Origin of the sequence: Streptomyces paromomycinus, assembly GCF_003865155.1 — a bacterium.
Lineage (GTDB): Bacteria > Actinomycetota > Actinomycetes > Streptomycetales > Streptomycetaceae > Streptomyces > Streptomyces chrestomyceticus.
The window spans coordinates 4,751,686-4,767,982 of the sequence record NZ_BHZD01000001.1; the positions used below are offsets into that span (position 1 = coordinate 4,751,686).

Consider the following 16,297-nt stretch of genomic DNA (forward strand, 5'->3'; position numbering starts at 1 on the left):
GCGCGCCGCCCGAGCGCTCCGGAGCCGCCCCCCGTCCCGCGCCCTGACCCGCCCCGACCGGAATGGCGCGATCCGCCCGGTACCGGAGAGGCGGACCTGCCGTATGCGAGCCGTAAGGGCAGTGGGATGATGGCGCCGCCATGACTGCCCCGTCCGACCCCGGAGCGCGCGCCGCCGCCGATCTGCGGCTGCTGAGGGCCGCGGTGTTCACCGCGGTCTGCGTCGCGTTGTCCGCGGCCGGGCACATGATCGGGTCCTGCGCCGCCGTTCCCCTGTGGACGCTGGGCGTGGGCTGCGCGGCGGTGTTCGCCGTCGCGGCGCCGCTGGCCGGGCGGGAACGCTCGCTGCCCGGCATCGCCGTGGCGCTGGCCGTCGGCCAGCTCGCGCTGCACACCGTCTTCGCGCTGGGGCAGCACCGGATGGCCACCGCCCCCGCGGCCGGCCCGGCTCCGGCCGGTGGCGGGCTCTCGGACCAGGCGGCCATCTCCCTCGCACGGCACATCACCTGCGGCCTCGGCGCCGGGCAGCTGGACGGCGCGCAAGCACGCCGCATCCTGCACACCTCGGTCATCGGCCCGGGCGGCCCCGCCGCTTCGGCCGGCGGTGCCGGGCACGCCATGGACCCGGCCACCGCCGCCACGGCGGCGCACGGCCTGCTGCCCTCGCTGCCGATGCTGCTGGCGCACCTGCTCGCGGCGCTCGCCGCCGGCTGGTTGCTGCGCCGCGGCGAGGCGGCCCTGTGGCGACTGGTACGGCTCTCGGCGCCCGCGGCGCGGGAGGCGTCGGCGGTGGCGGAAGCCCTGGTGGGCGCGCTGCGCGGCGCGCTCGCGCTCGTACGCGCCCTGTGCGCCGGGCTCCTGACGGCGGACGTACGCCCCGTGGCGCGTTTTTCGTACGGGGATGACCAAGCCCGCCCGCGGGAACTCGCGCTCCAGCACAGTGTCGTCAGGCGGGGCCCGCCCGCCCTGGCCCTCGCGGCCTGACGACCACGCACCCCTACCCCCCGCAGCAGGACCGGGACGGTCCGGCAGCGCCGGGACACCCCGGCACGACCGGGCACGCCCCGGCAGGACCGGGCGCGCTCCGGCGCACGGGAGGAGGCGGCGTGCGCCGTCGTCGCCGCACGCGTGCCAGCCGTTCCTTCCCCGTCCCTCCAGCCTGTGGAGTGCATTTCCGCCATGTCTGAGACCACTGCCGTACCGTCACCGTCCCCTGCCGCACCGTCACAGGGCGCCGCTCCGGCCCCGGGCACCCGCCGCCGCGGCCGGCTCGCCCGCCGTCTGCCCGTCGTGGGCGGCCTCGCGGCCGGCGGCGTGCTGCTGCTCGCCGGCCCGGCCTTCGCGCACGTCAGCGTGCAGCCGGGCCAGGCCGAGCAGGGCGGCTACGCGACGATCAACTTCAAGGTCCCCAACGAGCGCGACAACGCCTCGACCGTGAAGCTCGAAGTGACCCTGCCGACCGACCACCCGCTGGCGTCCGCCATGCCGCAGCCGGTGCCGGGCTGGAAGGTGGACGTCACCAAGTCCAAGCTCGACAAGCCGCTCGAAACGCACGGCAAGAAGCTCACCGAAGCCGTCTCGAAGATCACCTGGACCGCGGACGGCAGCAAGATCGCGCCCGGTCAGTTCCAGCAGTTCCCGGTCTCCGTCGGGCAGCTGCCCAAGGCCGACAAGCTGGTCTTCAAGGCCCTCCAGACGTACGACAACGACGAGGTCGTACGGTGGATCGAGCCGACCAAGGAGGGCGGCCCCGAGCCGGAGAACCCGGCGCCGGTGCTCGAACTGACCCCCGCGTCCGGCGACGGCCACGGCTCCGGCACGGCCGACGCGAAGAACGCCGGCGGCGACGCGGGCAGTACCCAGCAGGCCGCCGCGGACGGCAGCGACACCACGGCCCGCGTCCTGGGCGGTGCCGGCATCGTCGTCGGCATCATCGGTGTCGCGTTCGGCGTGCTCGCCGGCCGGCGCCGCGGCGCCTGACCCGACCCCGTGCCCGCCCCCGGCGCCCGGCCTCCCGGACGCCGGACCGGCGCACCCTTCCTGAAAACGGAACACGTACATGCGTAAGAGGAACCTGACCGCCGCCGGTATCGCGCTGGTCTCGGCGCTGACCCTGGCCGCCTGCGGCAGCGGCGGCGACAGCGACCAGCCCGCCGCCAGCGTCTCCGGCGGCACCCGCTCCGAGCCGGTCGTCACGCTCGACCGGCCCATGGAGAAGCCGGACCTGGTCCTGACGGACACCGAGGGCGAGAAGTACGACCTGATCGAGCGGACCAAGGGCCACCCGACCCTGGTCTACTTCGGCTACACCCACTGCCCGGACGTCTGCCCGCTGACGATGAACAACATCGACGTCGCGATGCGGCAGCTGCCCAAGGCCGAACAGGACGACCTGCGCGTCGTCTTCGTCACCTCGGACCCCGAACGGGACACCCCCGCCGCGCTCAAGAAGTGGCTCGGCGGCATCAACAAGAAGTTCGTCGGCCTGACCGGCTCCTTCGACACCATCCAGGCCGGCGCGCGCAGCGTGAACATCGGCATCGAGAAGCCCGTCAAGAAGAAGAACGGCGACGTGGTCTCCACCCACGGAGCGCAGGTCCTGCTCAGCTCCCCCAAGGACGACAAGATCCACTGGATGGGGATGCAGGACGCCGGCGTCGACCACTACTCCAAGGCACTTCCGAAGATCATCAAGGGACAGAACCCGTGAACCGCCGCACCACCCTCGCCGCCGTACTCGCCCTCACCGCCGGATTCGCCCTCGCGGGCTGCGGCGGGGACAGCGCCCCCGAGCTGAAGGTCTCCGGGGCGTACCTGCCGCAGCCGGTCGACCAGAGCATGGCCGGCGCGTTCATGGTCATCGAGAACACCGGCGGTACGGCCGACAAGCTCACCTCCGTCACCAGCGACCTGAGCGACGACGTCACCATTCACACCACCAAGAACAACAAGATGGAGCAGGTCAAGTCCCTGGACATCCCCGCGAACGGCAAGCTCGAACTCGCCCGCGGCGGCAACCACCTGATGTTCATGGGGCTGAAGAAGAAGCCGGCCGAGGGCCAGAAGGTCAGCGTGGAGCTGCACTTCGCCACGGCCAAGGCGATCAAGGTCGAGGTGCCGGTCCGGTCCGCCACCTACGTCCCGAAGGGCAGTGGCTCGCAGGGCAGTGGCTCGCAGGACAACGGCTCGCACGGCAACGGCTCCAAGCACGACGGCCCGCAGCACGAGGGGTCGATGGACGACCACGCGCAGCACCACGCCGAGAAGTAGGGGGCGCCTCGCCATGACCACCACCGTCCTCTGCGCACCGGGCTCCGGCGCCCGCGCTCCGGGCGCACGCCGGACCAGCGCACCACGCGCCCGCCGGTCGTCCGCGCTGCGCCTCCTGGTGCTCGCGGCGGCCCTGCTCGGCGCGCTCTTCGGGGGCGCCGCCCCGGCCTCCGCCCACGCCGCGCTGACCGGCAGCACACCCGCGCAGGGGTCGGTGGTGCAGAGCGCACCCGAACAGGTCACGCTCACCTTCTCCGAAGGCGTCGCGATGAGCGACGACTCGGTCCGGGTCCTGGACCCGCAGGGCAAGCGGGTGGACCGCGGCAAGCTGCGCGACCTGTGCAGCGGCGAGACGGTCAAGTACGGCGCCGGGCTGCCGCCGGGGCTCCCGGACGGCACGTACACCGTCGCCTGGCAGGCGGTCTCCGCCGACAGCCACCCGGTCTCCGGCGCCTTCACCTTCTCCGTGGGCGCGCCCTCGGAGACGAGCGCACCGCTGCCGCAGCAGGAGGCCGGCGGCGGGGTGGTCGGCGCGCTGTACGGCATCGCCCGCTATCTCGCGTACGCGGGCTTCGTCGTCCTGGTGGGTGGGGCCGCGTTCGTCCTGATCTGCCGCCCGGCCGCCGCGCGCGTACGGTCCGTGCAGCGGCTGGTCGCCCGTAGCTGGGCCGCGCTGACTGCGGCGACGATCGCGATGCTGCTGCTGCGCACCCCGTACACGACCTCCGGCGACCTGGCCGACGTCTTCGATCTCGGCGGACTCCGCCAGGTCCTGGAGACCAAGCCGGGTGCCGCACTGGTCTCGCGGCTGCTGCTGCTCGCCGCCGCGGCCCTGTTCGTGGCGGTCCTCTTCGGCGCGTACGCCCGCGCGCAGCGGGAGGAGGGGCGTACGGGCGCGGAGGGGGCGGGCGACGCGCCGTCGGACGCCCCGGGCACCGCGACCGCCGGCACCAAGCGCCGCAAGGACCTCACCTTCGGGCTCTCCGTCGGCGGCGCCATCGTCGCCGTGGGGCTGGCCGCGACCTGGGCGATGGCCGAGCACGCCTCGACCGGCCTGCAGACCGCCGTCGCCATGCCCGTCGACGTCCTGCACCTGCTGGCCGTCGCCACCTGGCTCGGCGGCCTGACGGCGCTGCTGGTCTCCCTCTACCGAGGCCCGGCCGTGGCCCGTTCCGGCGTACGCCGCTTCTCGCGGCTCGCGTTCGGTTCCGTTTTGGTGGTGGTCGCGACCGGCGTGTACCAGTCGTGGCGGCAGGTCGGCACGTGGCAGGCGCTGACCGACACCTCGTACGGCAAGCTGCTGCTGGCCAAGGCGGCGCTGGTCGTCGTCCTCGTCGGCATCGCCTGGTTCTCGCGGCGCTGGACGGCGCGGCTGGGCGAGGGCCCGGCGCCCGAGGCGGAGGCCACCGCCGTACTGGAGAGCGTGGCGGCACGTACGGAGACGGCCGCCACCGACGGACCGGTGCCTGCCGCCGACGCCCCCACGGCCGAAGCCGACCCCGAGCGAGCCGCCCAACTCGCCCGCCAGCGCGCCGCGCTGGCCAGCGCGCGGACGAAGCGCATCCGCGACGCCGACCCCGAGCGTTCCGGACTGCGCCGCTCGGTCCTCGCCGAGGCGACGGTCGCCGTGGTGGTACTGGCCGTCACCACCGTGCTCACCTCCACCGAACCGGCGCGTACGGAGGCGGCCGTGAAGGCGGCCGGCGGCGCCGGGCAGTCGGCCGACGCCAACCAGCCGAAGGTGCTGAACATCCCCTTCGACACCGGCGGCCCGCGCGGCAAGGGCACCGCGCGCGTCGACCTGGACCCCGGCCGCAGCGGCAGCGGCAACGCCCTGCACCTGCGGCTCGCCGATCCGGACGGCCGGACGGTCGACGTCCCCGAGGTGAAGGTCTCCTTCACCCTCCCCGACAAGGATCTCGGGCCGCTGCCGGTCACCCTCGACCATGTCAGCGAGGGACACTGGAGCGCGCGGGACGTCCAGTTGCCGGTGCCCGGACAGTGGCAGCTCTCCCTGGTCGTACGGACCTCCGACATCGACCAGGTGACCGAGACCAGGAACGTGAAGATCAACTGATGACGACCACCGCTTCTCCCTCCGACGGCGCCTCCGGGACCGACGGCCGCACCGGCCCCGGCACCAACTCCGGTTCCGGGCCCGAACCCACCGAGACCCTCGAACTGTCCCGCCGTCGGCTGCTCGGCACCGTCGGCGCCGCGGGCGCGGCGGGCCTCGTCGTCGGTGCCGCGGGCGGCGCGATCGGCGTCGCCGCCGCCCAGGACGACCCGCCCGCTGCCCTGAGCAGCGTCGGCTCGGCCTCCGTCGCCTTCCGCGACGAGCGCGCCAAGCAGCAGGCGGGCATCACCACGCCCCTCCAGGCGCGCGGTCACCTCGTCGCCTTCGACCTCGCGCCGGGGGCCGGGCGCAAGGAGGCGGCCGCGCTGCTGCGCCGCTGGTCGCGTACGGCCGAGGAGCTGATGGCCGGCCGCACACCGGCCGCGGACACCGGTGTCGCGCTGGACGCGGGCCCGTCCTCGCTCACCGTCACCTTCGGTCTCGGCCGCACCTTCTTCGACCGTACGGGGCTGACCGCGCACCGCCCCGTCCAGCTCGAACCGCTGCCGGACTTCTCCGCGGACGAGCTGGACGCCGGGCGCAGCAACGGCGACCTCTGGCTCCAGATCGGCTCCGACGACGCGCTGGTCGCCTTCCACGCGCTGCGCGCCCTCCAGAAGGAGGCCGGGGGCACCGCGCGGCTGCGCTGGCAGATGAACGGCTTCAACCGCACGCCCGGCGCCACCGCGGCCCCGATGACCGCCCGCAACCTGATGGGCCAGGTCGACGGCACCAACAACCCCAAGCCGGCGGACCCGGACTTCGACGAACGGATCTTCGTCGGCCGGGACGCCGGCAGCGGTCCGTACGCCTGGATGCGCGGCGGCTCGTACGCGGTGGTCCGCCGGATCCGGATGCTGCTGGACGACTGGGAGAAGCAGCCGCTGGCCAAGCAGGAGAAGGTCATAGGCCGCCGCAAGGCCGACGGCGCGCCGCTGACCGGCGGCGACGAGCACACCAAGATGGACCTGGAGAAGAACGGCCCCGACGGGCTGCCGGTCGTTCCGGCCGACGCGCACGCGCGGATCGCGGCGCCGGAGTCCAACCAGGGCGCGGCCATGCTGCGGCGGCCCTTCTCGTTCCACGACGGGTTCCGGGACGACGGCGCCCCGGACGCCGGGCTGCTGTTCGTCTGCTGGCAGGCCGACCCGCTGCGCTCCTTCATCCCGATCCAGCGCAAGCTGGACCGGGGGGACGCGCTGTCCCCTTTCCTGCGGCACGAGGCGAGCGGGCTGTTCGCCGTGCCGCCGGCCGCGGTGGCGGGCGGGTACGTGGGGCAGCCGTTGCTGGAAGGGTGATGGCTGGTCCGTGTGTTTCACGGGCCCGGTGCGGCTGTGAGGCCCCTGTGTGGCCCGTGAGCCGATACGGGCTTCCCGGCCGGGGCGGGCGGCCGGGCGGGTAACGTGGCGCGCGGGTGATCGGCGAGTCGGTCCCCACCGGAGCGTGAGGGAGTCAGAGGGACATGTCGGTCAGCCGCTACACCTACCTGGGACCCGAGGGAACGTTCACGGAGGCGGCCCTGCGGACGCTGCCGGAGGCCGCCACCCGCGAGGTGGTCCCGATGGTGTCCGTACCGGCCGCGCTGGACGCGGTACGGACCGGCGAGGCCGCGGCCGCGCTGGTGCCGATCGAGAACTCGGTCGAGGGCGGAGTGACCACCACCCTGGACGAACTGGCCGCCGGCGAACCGCTGATGATCTATCGCGAGGTGCTGCTGCCGATCGCGTTCGCCCTGCTCGTACGGCCCGGCACCCAGTTGGCCGACGTCAAGACGGTCACCGGGCACCCGGTGGCCCAGCCGCAGGTGCGCAAGTGGCTCGCGGCGCACCTGCCGGAGGCCGTGTGGGAGTCGGCGGCCTCCAACGCGGACGGGGCGCGGCTGGTCCAGGAGGGCCGGTACGACGGCGCGTTCGCGGGTGAGTTCGCGGCGGCGACGTACGGCCTCGAACCGCTGGTCACCGACATCCACGACGCGCAGAACGCCGCCACCCGCTTCGTGCTGGTCGGCCGCCCGGCCCGGCCCGCGGCGCGCACCGGCGCCGACAAGACCTCGGTCGTCCTGTGGCTGCGCGAGGACCACCCCGGCGCGCTCCTGGAACTGCTCCAGGAGTACGCGGCCCGCGGCGTCAGCATGATGCGCATCGAGTCGCGGCCGACCGGCGAGGGCATCGGCCGTTACTGCTTCTCGGTGGACTGCGAAGGACACCTCACGGACCGCCGGGTCGGCGAGGTGCTGATGGCGCTGAAGCGGGTCTGCCGCGAGGTGCGCTTCCTCGGGTCGTATCCGCGCGCCGACCAGGTGCGGCCGAACGTACGGCCGGACACGGTCGACGCGGCGTTCACGGACGCGGCGGACTGGCTGACCCGTTGCCTCGACGGGCGGGCCTGAGGCGTCCGCAGCGGGCGGCGGAGCGGCCGGACGGCGTTCCGGAGGCTCCTCCGGGGGCTTGGTCTGGGGTCTTGGGGTTGTCCACAAAGTTATCCACAGGCCCGGTTCTCGACCTGGGGATAAGTCGACACGACAGCCCCCGCAGCCCGGCCCGAGTCGACATGTTGCTCTACCGACCCCCAGGGCCTTCCACAGCACCGCACCCCACCCCGCGTCAGCACAAATTACGCGAACAATCCTTTAGGGCGAGGAAATCCCACACGAAAGAGCGTCCAGTAGGGGTTTCTTCGGTGAATCCATGGCAACGCATTCTTGAAACGGAACATGCTCTTCCGACTTCCACAGATTCCACACACAGCCTGTGGATAAGGTTCCGTAACCCCCTGCACCTGTGGACAACCCTGGGTACAACCCTCGCCGCCCGCCGCCCCGGCCCGCCCGCCAACTCCTCCCACACGCAAGGGAAGCCGGTGGACGAGTGCGGACCGCCTACCCCCGCACCGGCGCCGACGCAAGATTCTTCCACCGCTATTTCCCGCCACTTTCCGTACGCCCGCACACCCCCCGTCCGCACTTCCCGCACATCCACCCGCACCCCGCCCCTCTCCCGCACGCCCCTTATGCGCCCCTTACGCACCCCCGCCACCCCGCCTTACCGGACCGTACCGCCCGGAATAGCCAAACACACTAAAAATCAACAAACCGGACATAGCGCCACGCGGAGAATATGGCGTCGAAGGTCCGGCCCGGGCCCCGGTAGCCTGGTGGGGTGATTGACCTTCGCCTGCTCCGTGAGGACCCCGACCGTGTGCGCGCGTCCCAGCGCGCCCGTGGAGAGGACGTCGCACTCGTCGACGCACTGCTCTCCGCCGACGAACGGCGCAGGGCCTCAAGCGTCCGCTTCGACGAGCTGCGCAACGAGCAGAAGTCGCTCGGCAAGCTCATCCCCAAGGCCGCCGGCGACGAGAAGGCCGCGCTGCTGAAGAAGGCCGGGGAGCTGTCCGCCGCCGTCAAGGCCGCCGACGCCGAGCAGGACCAGGCCAAGGAGGAGACCCAGTCCCTCCTGCTGAAGCTGGGCAACCTCGTCCACCCCGACGTGCCCGTCGGCGGCGAGGAGGACTTCACGGTCCTGGAGACGCACGGCACGATCCGCGACTTCGCCGCCGAGGGCTTCGAGCCCAAGGACCACCTGGAGATCGGCCAGGCGCTGGCCGCGATCGACGTCGAGCGCGGCGCCAAGGTCTCCGGCTCGCGCTTCTACTACCTGACCGGCATCGGCGCGCTCCTGGAGCTCGCGCTGGTCAACGCCGCCATCGCCCAGGCCACCGAGGCCGGCTTCACGCCGATGCTCACCCCGGCCCTGGTGCGCCCGCACGCCATGGAGGGCACCGGATTCCTCGGCCAGGCCGCGGAGAACGTGTACCACCTGGAGAAGGACGACTTCTACCTCGTCGGCACCTCCGAGGTCCCGCTCGCCGCGTACCACATGGACGAGATCCTCGACGCGGACCAGCTGCCCGTGCGCTACGCGGGCTTCTCGCCGTGCTTCCGCCGCGAGGCCGGTACGTACGGCAAGGACACCCGCGGCATCTTCCGCGTCCACCAGTTCGACAAGGTCGAGATGTTCTCGTACGTCGACCCGGCGGACGCGCAGGCCGAGCACCAGCGCCTCCTCGACTGGGAGAAGCAGTGGCTGACCGGCCTGGAACTGCCCTTCCAGGTGATCGACGTGGCCACCGGTGACCTCGGCGCCTCGGCCTCGCGCAAGTACGACTGCGAGGCGTGGATCCCGACCCAGGGCAAGTACCGCGAGCTGACCAGCGCCTCGAACTGCGACGAGTTCCAGGCCCGCCGCCTGTCGGTCCGGATGCGGACCAACAAGGACGGCAAGCAGCAGGTCAAGCCGCTGGCCACGCTCAACGGCACGCTCTGCGCGGTGCCCCGCACCATCGTGGCGATCTTCGAGAACCACCAGCAGGCGGACGGCTCCGTGCGCGTGCCCGAGATGCTCCGCCCGTACCTGGGCGGCCGGGAGATCCTGGAGCCCGTCGCCCGGTGACCACCGCCCCCGAGCCCGCGCACCAAGCCGCACCGCCGGCCCGCCCGCTGCCGTACAGACTCGTCGCGACCGATCTCGACGGAACGTTGCTGCGGCACGACGACACGATCTCCGAGCGCACCCGCGCCGCCCTGGCCACGGCCACGGCGGCGGGGGCCGCGCACATCGTCGTCACGGGCCGCGCGGTGCCGTGGACCCGGCACATCCTCGACGCGCTGGACTACGACGGCATAGCGGTGTGCGGGCAGGGCGCGCAGGTCTACCACGCCGGCGAACACCGGCTGCTGACCTCGGTCACCCTGGACCGGCAGCTCGCCGGCCTGGCCCTGTCCAAGATCGAGGCGGAGGTCGGCCCGCTGTTCCTCGCCGCGAGCCGGGACGGCCTGGAGGGCGAGGTGCTGGTCACGCCCGGTTACCGCATCCAGGAAGGCCCGCTGCCGAACCTGGAGGTCCAGGACCCCGGCGACCTGTGGGCAGCCCCCATCAACAAGATCTACATCCAGCACCCGACCCTCGGCGACGACGAACTGGCCCGCGCGGCCCGTGAGGTCTCCGGCGACCTGGTCGGCGTGATGATGGCCGGCGAGGGCGTCGTCGAACTCCTCCCCCTCGGCCTCTCCAAGGCCACCGGCCTCTCCCTGGCCGCCCGCCGCCTGGGCGTGAAGGCCGCGGACACCATCGCCTTCGGCGACATGCCCAACGACATCCCGATGTTCGGCTGGGCCCGGCACGGCGTCGCCATGGCCAACGCCCACGCCGAGCTCAAGGCCGTCGCGGACGAGACGACGGCGTCCAACGAGGAGGACGGCATCGCGGTCGTCCTGGAGCGGTTGTTCGGGGACGGGTACGGCGCCTGAGACGCCCTCCGGCCCGGCCCCGACGGCCGGGTCGGTCTGCTTTTCGGAACGTACGCACGAAGTCATGCCCGAGACGGGGTAACTGTACGTTTATCGACTCGTTGTCCCCTGTGCGTGGAGGCAACTGGAGTTCGAGGCGTCGAGGGTTCGTGAAGTGCTGGGGTTTGCCGGTGACGGTCGTGAAGCGGTGCAGCCGTACGACTGGGAACCGGACATAGAGGTAGTGGCATCCGTGAGCAGCCTCCGCTCCTGAGCCCTGGATACGGGCGTTCAGTTGAAAGAGTCAGCCTGACTCTTTCAAACCGCTTCTGGTTTGAGTGGAGGGCATGTACATGCCACCTGAAGCTGTACTGCTGGAGTCGCGTGCTATGCGCGACAGTGTGGCGGACCGTACCGAGGTCCTCGACAAGGTCAAGGCACTTGCCTTGCTGCCCGACGGGGTGCACGCGACGACAGAGGGCGTCGCGTCCTACTTCGTTGTACACAAGGAGGTCGTAAAGAAGGTCACCCAACGACACCGGGCGGAGTTGTCCACCAACGGAATGTGGGTCCTCCGAGGCTCTGACCTGCGAGAGTTTAAGAGGGACAACATGTCCCTCTATGAGGAAAGTTATCCACAGGCCAAGACCAACCTCACCCTCTACACCCGCCGGACCATCCTCAACATCGCCATGCTCCTCCGCGACAGCGAGGTCGCGCGGGCGGTCCGTACGTACCTCCTCGACGTCGAGGAGAGCGCGCGGGAGCGGGTCGAGGTGCCCCGGCCCCGGCAGGCCCGGCCGGCGCCGACGGTCGAGTCGCTCGACCACCGGCTCACCCGCGGCGAGTCGTCGCTCGCCGACATCGGACCCGCCCTGCGGGACCTGGGCCCGGTGATCGGCCGGATCTCCGGGCGGCTGGACCGGCTGGACCGGCGGCTGGACGCCACGAACCGGGTCGTGTGCGCGATGAGTGAGCGGCTCAGCGATCTGGCGGAGGACGTACGGGAGTTGCGTTCCGGTCCCCGTCCGCTGCCCCGCCCGCACCGGCATCCGGGGTCAAGGCCCAAGCGGCGAGACCAAGGATGAGCGCGATGGCGTGTCCGATGTCGGTGAACGTGGCGCCTGACAGGAGCGGGATGCCGAAGAAGCCGACGACGGCTGCCAGGTAGAGGTAGCGCCAGGGCGGCGGCAGCCGGTAGGTGAGCAGGCCGGCTGCCGCCGCCAGGCCGTAGGAGACGCCGATGTCGACGACGTGCGACATGGAGCGGGGCAGCCGGTGGCCTTCGATGGCGAGCAGGACCAGTTCCTGGCTGGCGAGGGTGGCGGTGATGTGGGCGGCGCCGACGGTCAGCAGCCAGCGCCAGGTGCCCAGCCAGCGTTCGACGTTGGCGTGCACCAGCTCGAAGAGGACCGCGTACAGGACGAAGGAGGACGGGTTCTCGATCCAGAAGCCGCTGATGAGGAGGGAGGAGAGGGGGTGGCGGTTCAGTTCGTGGATGTTGCTGCTGGTGCGGTGGAGGAGAAACTGCTCCAGGCCCTCGCTGGCACCGGCGATCACCAGGCTGGTGATGCCGATGACCAGCAGCCAGATGTGGGTGCCGGGAGCGGACCGTACCCAGGCGGCCGCCCGGTCGACGGGCGAGGACGGGAGCACCGGCCTCATCACACGGACACCGGCCTCACCGCACCCGGGCCGGTGACAGCGCCGAGGTGATCGGGCCGGAGCCGACCCGCCCGTAACCGTGCGGCCCGGGCCCCTTCAGGCGGCGGATCAGCGGGGCCGTCTCCATGTTCCGTACGGCGGGCAGCGCCCCGATCCGGGTGGTCAGGTACGTGTACAGGGCGCGCACGTCCGGGCACAGGACCGACGCGAAGAGGTTGTGCGGCCCGGTGGTGGCGCAGGCGAAGGCCACCTCGGGGTGCTGGGCCAGTGCCGCGCCGGTGGCGGCGAGTTCGCTGGGGGCGACGGAGAGCCAGAGGGAGACCATGACGCCGAGCCCGAAGTGCCGGGCGTCGTAGTCCACGTCGAAGTAGAGGACGCCGTCGGCGCGCAGTTCGGACAGGCGGCGGCGGACGGTGGTCTGGGACCAGCCGGTGGCCGCGGCGAGATCGCCGAGGGCGGCCCGTCCGTCCTCGGCGAGGACGTCCAGGAGGCGCCGGTCGGCGTCGGTGAGCGTGACGGATGCCGCCTGTCCGGGCGGGTCGGCGGCGCGCGCGTCGGCCGCAGCGGACGCCGGGTGGCGCAACTGCGCGGCCTGCTCCTCGGTCAGTGCGCCGGACTTGTTGACCAGCCCGAGCGGGCCGCCGAAGAACTCGTGCACCATGCAGTGCGCGGTCACACCGACCACGCTGGGTGTCCGCGGCAGCTTCTGCAGCAGGAGCGCGTCGCTGTCCCGGCTGCTCGCGGAGCGGCACACGACGCCGATCTCGGTGCCGCCGGACATCAGGCTCACCCAGGACGTGTCGGGCCGCCGGGCGAGCGCCTCGGCGACGGCGACGGCCGCGTCGGGCGTGCACTGGACCCGTACGATCCACTCGGTCTCGCCGAGGGCGGCCGGGTCGGTGAGCCCCATGACCCTGATCATGCCCGCGCCGCGCAGCCGCCCGTAGCGGCGGGCGACGGTCTGGTCGGAGACGCCGAGCACCTCGGCGATCCGGCTGAAGGGGGCCCGGCCGTCGAGCTGGAGGGCGTGGACCAGGCTCCGGTCCAGCCGGTCGAAGCCGTCGGTTTTCACCAGGAAAGGCTAACCCGTGTCGGATCGCGCCGCACGGGACGGTGTGGTTGGGAGGAACGGGGACCGGCCCGGACGCTGGACGGAACACACCACTCGGAACACCGATCCATCTCAGAGGTTCTTGATGCACAACGGGCGGAGCAAATGGTGGCCGCTGGTCGCCATCACCCTGGGCAACTTCATGTTGCTCGTCGACGTCACGATCGTGAACACCGCGCTGCCGCGGATCGCCGACGGTCTGGACGCCTCCTTCACCTCGCTGCAGTGGGTGATGGACATCTACGCGCTGGCGCTGGCCGCGCTGCTGATGGTGGCCGGCTCGGCAGCCGACCTGTTCGGGCGCCGCAAGCTGTACCTGGCGGGCCTCGGACTCTTCGCGCTGGCCTCGCTCGCCTGCGGGCTGGCGCCCGACGAGGGCGTGCTGATCGCCGCGCGCGCGGTGCAGGGCGTGGGTGCGGCGGCCATGTTCGCCACCAACACGCCGCTGCTGATGGCCGCGTACCAGGGCCGTGACCGCGGGGTGGCCTTCGGCATCTGGGGCGGTACGAGCGGCGCCGCGGCGGCGGTCGGTCCGGTGCTGGGCGGGGTGCTGACCCAGTACATCGACTGGCGGGCGATCTTCCTGGTCAACCTGCCGCTGACGGCGGTGGCAGTCTGGATCACCCTGCGGTCGGTCCAGGAGTCGCACGGCGACCGTGCGGCGCGCATCGACTGGCCGGGCGCCGGCGCGTTCACACTGTGCGCGGGCGCACTGACGTACGGGCTGATGCGCGGCGGCGAGGAGGGCTGGACGGAGTCCGGCACCCTGCTGGCGCTGGCGGTGTCCCTGCTGTCCCTGGTCGCCTTCGTCGCCGTGGAACGGCGCGCGCGGCAGCCGCTGCTGGACCTGAAGCTGATGCGCCGCCCGGCCTTCGCCGTACTGATGGCGGCCGCGCTGCTGCTCCAGGCCGCGGCGTTCCCGTACCTGACGTACGTGGGACTGTGGGTGCAGAACATCCTCGGCCTGAGCCCGGTGATGGGCGGTGTCGCGGTCCTGCCGATGGCGGTGGCGTCGATGGGCGTGGGCATGTTCGGCGGCCGGTATCTGCACCGGCTGGCGCCGCGGCTGCCGATCGGCATCGGTCTCCTGCTGATCGGCGCGGGCCCGCTGCTGCACGTCCTGCTGCTGAACGACGCCTCCGGCTGGGCGGTCCTCGTCCCGGGCCTGCTGGTCAGCGGCCTCGGCATCGGCATGTCCATGCCGGTGCTGGTCTCGGCCGCGCTCGGCGCGGCTCCGCCCCAGCGGGCCGGCATGGCCAGCGGCGCGGTGAACACCTTCCGCCAGCTCGGCTACGCGCTCGGCATCGCGATCCTCGGCACGGTCTTCACGCAGGGCGTGCGGTCCGCGGGCGCGCACGCCGCCCCCGGCACCGCGTACGTGCACGGCCTGACCCGGGTGTCCCTGGTCGCGGGCGTGGTGGCGGTGGCCGCGGGGCTGCTGGTCCTGGCCGTCGTACGCCGCCCGGAAGCGGAGCAGACGGCTCCGGTTGCCGGGGGGACGGCGGCGAAGCCGGGCACGGTGGGTTCGGGTACGGCGGGTTCCGGTACGGGCACCGACGCCCCCGGCACGACCGGCTCCCCGGTGCCCGCGGGTCGGGGCCGGGCCGGTGACGTGCCCGTCGGCGCCGACCAAGGGTGAGGCCGAAGTCGTACGGATGAGGCCGCGAGCGCCGCACGCGTGAAGGTGAGGCCGCACGCGTGAAGGTGAGGCCGTAGGCGTACGAAGCGGCCGTACGACAGCAATCCCTGATCCCCGGGGGCCGGCCCATGGCGGGTCGGCCCCCGGAACCGTACGGCGCCGTAGCCGGTTCCGGGTGGCCGCCCTGGGCCCTGCACCGATCCTCGTCCCGCCCGCACCCCCAAGTCAATCCTCGGGTTTCCTTCCAAATACCCCAGCGATACCTTGGGTTGGTGACTCTCGACGACCTCCGTGCCTTCGTCGCCGTCTGTGAGGCGCGCAGCCTCAGCGCCGTCGCCCGCGACCTGGGCTGTACGCAGTCGGCGGTCAGCCAGCGCGTCAAACGACTCGAACGCGAGACGGGAACAGCCCTGTTGGAGCGGCGGCCGCGCGGCGTGGCCCCCACCCAGGCGGGCCGCATCCTGTGCCGCGCCGCCACCGGGTCGCTCGCCGAACTGGATCTGGCCCTGCGCCGCCTGGCCGACCTGCGCCAAGGCGACGGCGGCACGCTGCGGATCACCACGGGGGCCACGACCGTACGGCACTTCATGTCGGCGGCGGTGGTCGCCTTCCGGGCCCGCCACCCGCACGTCGACCTGGAGTTCCAGACCGAGAACTCCGGTCGTCGCTGCTTCGAGGCGGTGGCCGACGGCACCGCCGAACTGGCCTGGATCACCATCGGCCCGCCCGTACGCGGTATCGAGCAGCACCCGGTGCTGGAGCTGCCGTGGGTCCTCGCCGTACGGTCCGACGACCCGCTCGCCGGGCGCGACCACATCGAGCCGGCCGAGCTGGCGGGCGGCCTGTCCGGTATCCGGCACATCCGGCTGCCGGAGAACTCCGTCTCGCGGATGCGGCTCGACGGCCACCTGGGCCGGGGGCGGCCGGAGGCCGGGCAGGGCCCCGCCGCCGTGCCCGCCAGTTCCACCAGTGTGGCCGACTGGGACACCGCGATCCTGTTGGCGGAACTGGGCGTCGGACACGCGGTGGTGCCGGACCTGCCGGGCTGGCGGGGCGCCGGCCACCCGTCGCTGCGGCTGATCCCGATTCCGGGGCTCCCCCCGTTGGCGGCCGGGTGGGCGGTACGGCAGTGGGCGGCGCTGAGCCCGGTGGCGGTGGAGTTCGCCGAAACGGTGAACGGTTCCCTCGGGGCGGGTGGATCGGTCGGGGCGGG

The 16,297-nt window shown here is 72.5% G+C and carries 12 protein-coding genes and 2 pseudogenes; 12 read left to right on the forward strand and 2 right to left on the reverse strand.

The window, feature by feature from the left end; all coding sequences use genetic code 11:
• The first annotated feature begins 140 nt into the window (after window positions 1-140).
• The 10 genes and pseudogenes from OEIGOIKO_RS20030 to OEIGOIKO_RS20075 all read left to right on the forward strand — a co-directional run bounded on the left by OEIGOIKO_RS20030 (window position 141) and on the right by OEIGOIKO_RS20075 (window position 11,757).
• Window positions 141-983 (forward strand): hypothetical protein, encoded by an 843-nt coding sequence (locus OEIGOIKO_RS20030; RefSeq protein WP_125055213.1) that lies wholly within the window; start codon window positions 141-143, stop codon window positions 981-983.
• 195 nt (window positions 984-1,178) lie between these two features.
• Window positions 1,179-1,979, forward strand: a complete 801-nt coding sequence (locus OEIGOIKO_RS20035; protein WP_125055214.1) for a YcnI family copper-binding membrane protein — start codon at window positions 1,179-1,181, stop codon at window positions 1,977-1,979.
• A gap of 79 nt (window positions 1,980-2,058) precedes the next feature.
• Window positions 2,059-2,709: an SCO family protein gene (locus OEIGOIKO_RS20040; protein ID WP_125055215.1), complete on the forward strand. Its 651-nt coding sequence runs from the start codon at window positions 2,059-2,061 to the stop codon at window positions 2,707-2,709.
• Window positions 2,706-3,146, forward strand: a pseudogene (locus OEIGOIKO_RS20045) (copper chaperone PCu(A)C); the annotation flags it as partial. The gene OEIGOIKO_RS20040 and the pseudogene OEIGOIKO_RS20045, both read left to right, overlap by 4 nt.
• A 136-nt stretch (window positions 3,147-3,282) precedes the next feature.
• Window positions 3,283-5,346 carry a copper resistance CopC/CopD family protein gene (locus OEIGOIKO_RS20050; protein ID WP_125055217.1) on the forward strand — a complete coding sequence of 688 codons (2,064 nt, stop codon included), beginning with the start codon at window positions 3,283-3,285 and terminating at the stop codon, window positions 5,344-5,346.
• Window positions 5,346-6,683 carry an iron uptake transporter deferrochelatase/peroxidase subunit gene (gene efeB, locus OEIGOIKO_RS20055; RefSeq protein WP_174857190.1) on the forward strand — a complete coding sequence of 446 codons (1,338 nt, stop codon included), beginning with the start codon at window positions 5,346-5,348 and terminating at the stop codon, window positions 6,681-6,683. The genes OEIGOIKO_RS20050 and efeB overlap by 1 nt, the downstream gene beginning before the upstream one ends.
• 164 nt (window positions 6,684-6,847) lie before the next feature.
• Complete coding sequence (pheA, locus tag OEIGOIKO_RS20060) at window positions 6,848-7,774, forward strand: prephenate dehydratase (protein WP_125055218.1); 927 nt, start codon at window positions 6,848-6,850, stop codon at window positions 7,772-7,774.
• A 769-nt stretch (window positions 7,775-8,543) separates the two neighbouring features.
• Window positions 8,544-9,833 carry a serine--tRNA ligase gene (gene serS, locus OEIGOIKO_RS20065; RefSeq protein ID WP_125055219.1) on the forward strand — a complete coding sequence of 430 codons (1,290 nt, stop codon included), beginning with the start codon at window positions 8,544-8,546 and terminating at the stop codon, window positions 9,831-9,833.
• On the forward strand, window positions 9,830-10,690 hold the full coding sequence (locus OEIGOIKO_RS20070) for an HAD family hydrolase (protein ID WP_174857191.1): 861 nt from the start codon (window positions 9,830-9,832) through the stop codon (window positions 10,688-10,690). Before serS ends, OEIGOIKO_RS20070 begins: the two co-directional genes overlap by 4 nt.
• A 332-nt stretch (window positions 10,691-11,022) precedes the next feature.
• On the forward strand, window positions 11,023-11,757 hold the full coding sequence (locus tag OEIGOIKO_RS20075) for a hypothetical protein (RefSeq protein ID WP_125055220.1): 735 nt from the start codon (window positions 11,023-11,025) through the stop codon (window positions 11,755-11,757).
• On the opposite strand, the gene OEIGOIKO_RS20080 is transcribed toward OEIGOIKO_RS20075, so the two are convergent.
• Entirely contained in the window at window positions 11,651-12,334 is a 684-nt protein-coding gene (locus tag OEIGOIKO_RS20080) for a rhomboid-like protein (RefSeq protein WP_125055221.1), read from the reverse strand. The genes OEIGOIKO_RS20075 and OEIGOIKO_RS20080 overlap by 107 nt on opposite strands.
• Before the next feature lie 16 nt (window positions 12,335-12,350).
• Window positions 12,351-13,406 (reverse strand): Lrp/AsnC family transcriptional regulator, encoded by a 1,056-nt coding sequence (locus tag OEIGOIKO_RS20085; protein WP_125055222.1) that lies wholly within the window; start codon window positions 13,404-13,406, stop codon window positions 12,351-12,353.
• A 124-nt stretch (window positions 13,407-13,530) separates the two neighbouring features.
• Here OEIGOIKO_RS20085 and OEIGOIKO_RS20090 point away from each other — a divergent pair, with 124 nt between their 5' ends.
• Both OEIGOIKO_RS20090 and OEIGOIKO_RS20095 read left to right on the forward strand, forming a co-directional pair.
• Window positions 13,531-15,084, forward strand: a complete 1,554-nt coding sequence (locus tag OEIGOIKO_RS20090) for an MFS transporter (protein WP_125055223.1) — start codon at window positions 13,531-13,533, stop codon at window positions 15,082-15,084.
• 272 nt (window positions 15,085-15,356) lie between these two features.
• Window positions 15,357-16,286, forward strand: a pseudogene (locus OEIGOIKO_RS20095) (LysR family transcriptional regulator); the annotation flags it as partial.
• Between the last annotated feature and the right edge of the window lie 11 nt (window positions 16,287-16,297).

Bases quoted from the DNA above. Each gene is read 5' to 3' on its own strand.
- OEIGOIKO_RS20030 (WP_125055213.1), top strand. From the start codon at position 141: ATGACTGCCCCGTCCGACCCCGGAGCGCGCGCCGCCGCCGATCTGCGG.
- OEIGOIKO_RS20035 (WP_125055214.1), top strand. From the start codon at position 1,179: ATGTCTGAGACCACTGCCGTACCGTCACCGTCCCCTGCCGCACCGTCA.
- OEIGOIKO_RS20040 (WP_125055215.1), top strand. From the start codon at position 2,059: ATGCGTAAGAGGAACCTGACCGCCGCCGGTATCGCGCTGGTCTCGGCG.
- OEIGOIKO_RS20050 (WP_125055217.1), top strand. From the start codon at position 3,283: ATGACCACCACCGTCCTCTGCGCACCGGGCTCCGGCGCCCGCGCTCCG.
- efeB (WP_174857190.1), top strand. From the start codon at position 5,346: ATGACGACCACCGCTTCTCCCTCCGACGGCGCCTCCGGGACCGACGGC.
- pheA (WP_125055218.1), top strand. From the start codon at position 6,848: ATGTCGGTCAGCCGCTACACCTACCTGGGACCCGAGGGAACGTTCACG.
- OEIGOIKO_RS20075 (WP_125055220.1), top strand. From the start codon at position 11,023: ATGCCACCTGAAGCTGTACTGCTGGAGTCGCGTGCTATGCGCGACAGT.
- OEIGOIKO_RS20080 (WP_125055221.1), bottom strand. From the start codon at position 12,334: ATGAGGCCGGTGCTCCCGTCCTCGCCCGTCGACCGGGCGGCCGCCTGG.
- OEIGOIKO_RS20090 (WP_125055223.1), top strand. From the start codon at position 13,531: ATGCACAACGGGCGGAGCAAATGGTGGCCGCTGGTCGCCATCACCCTG.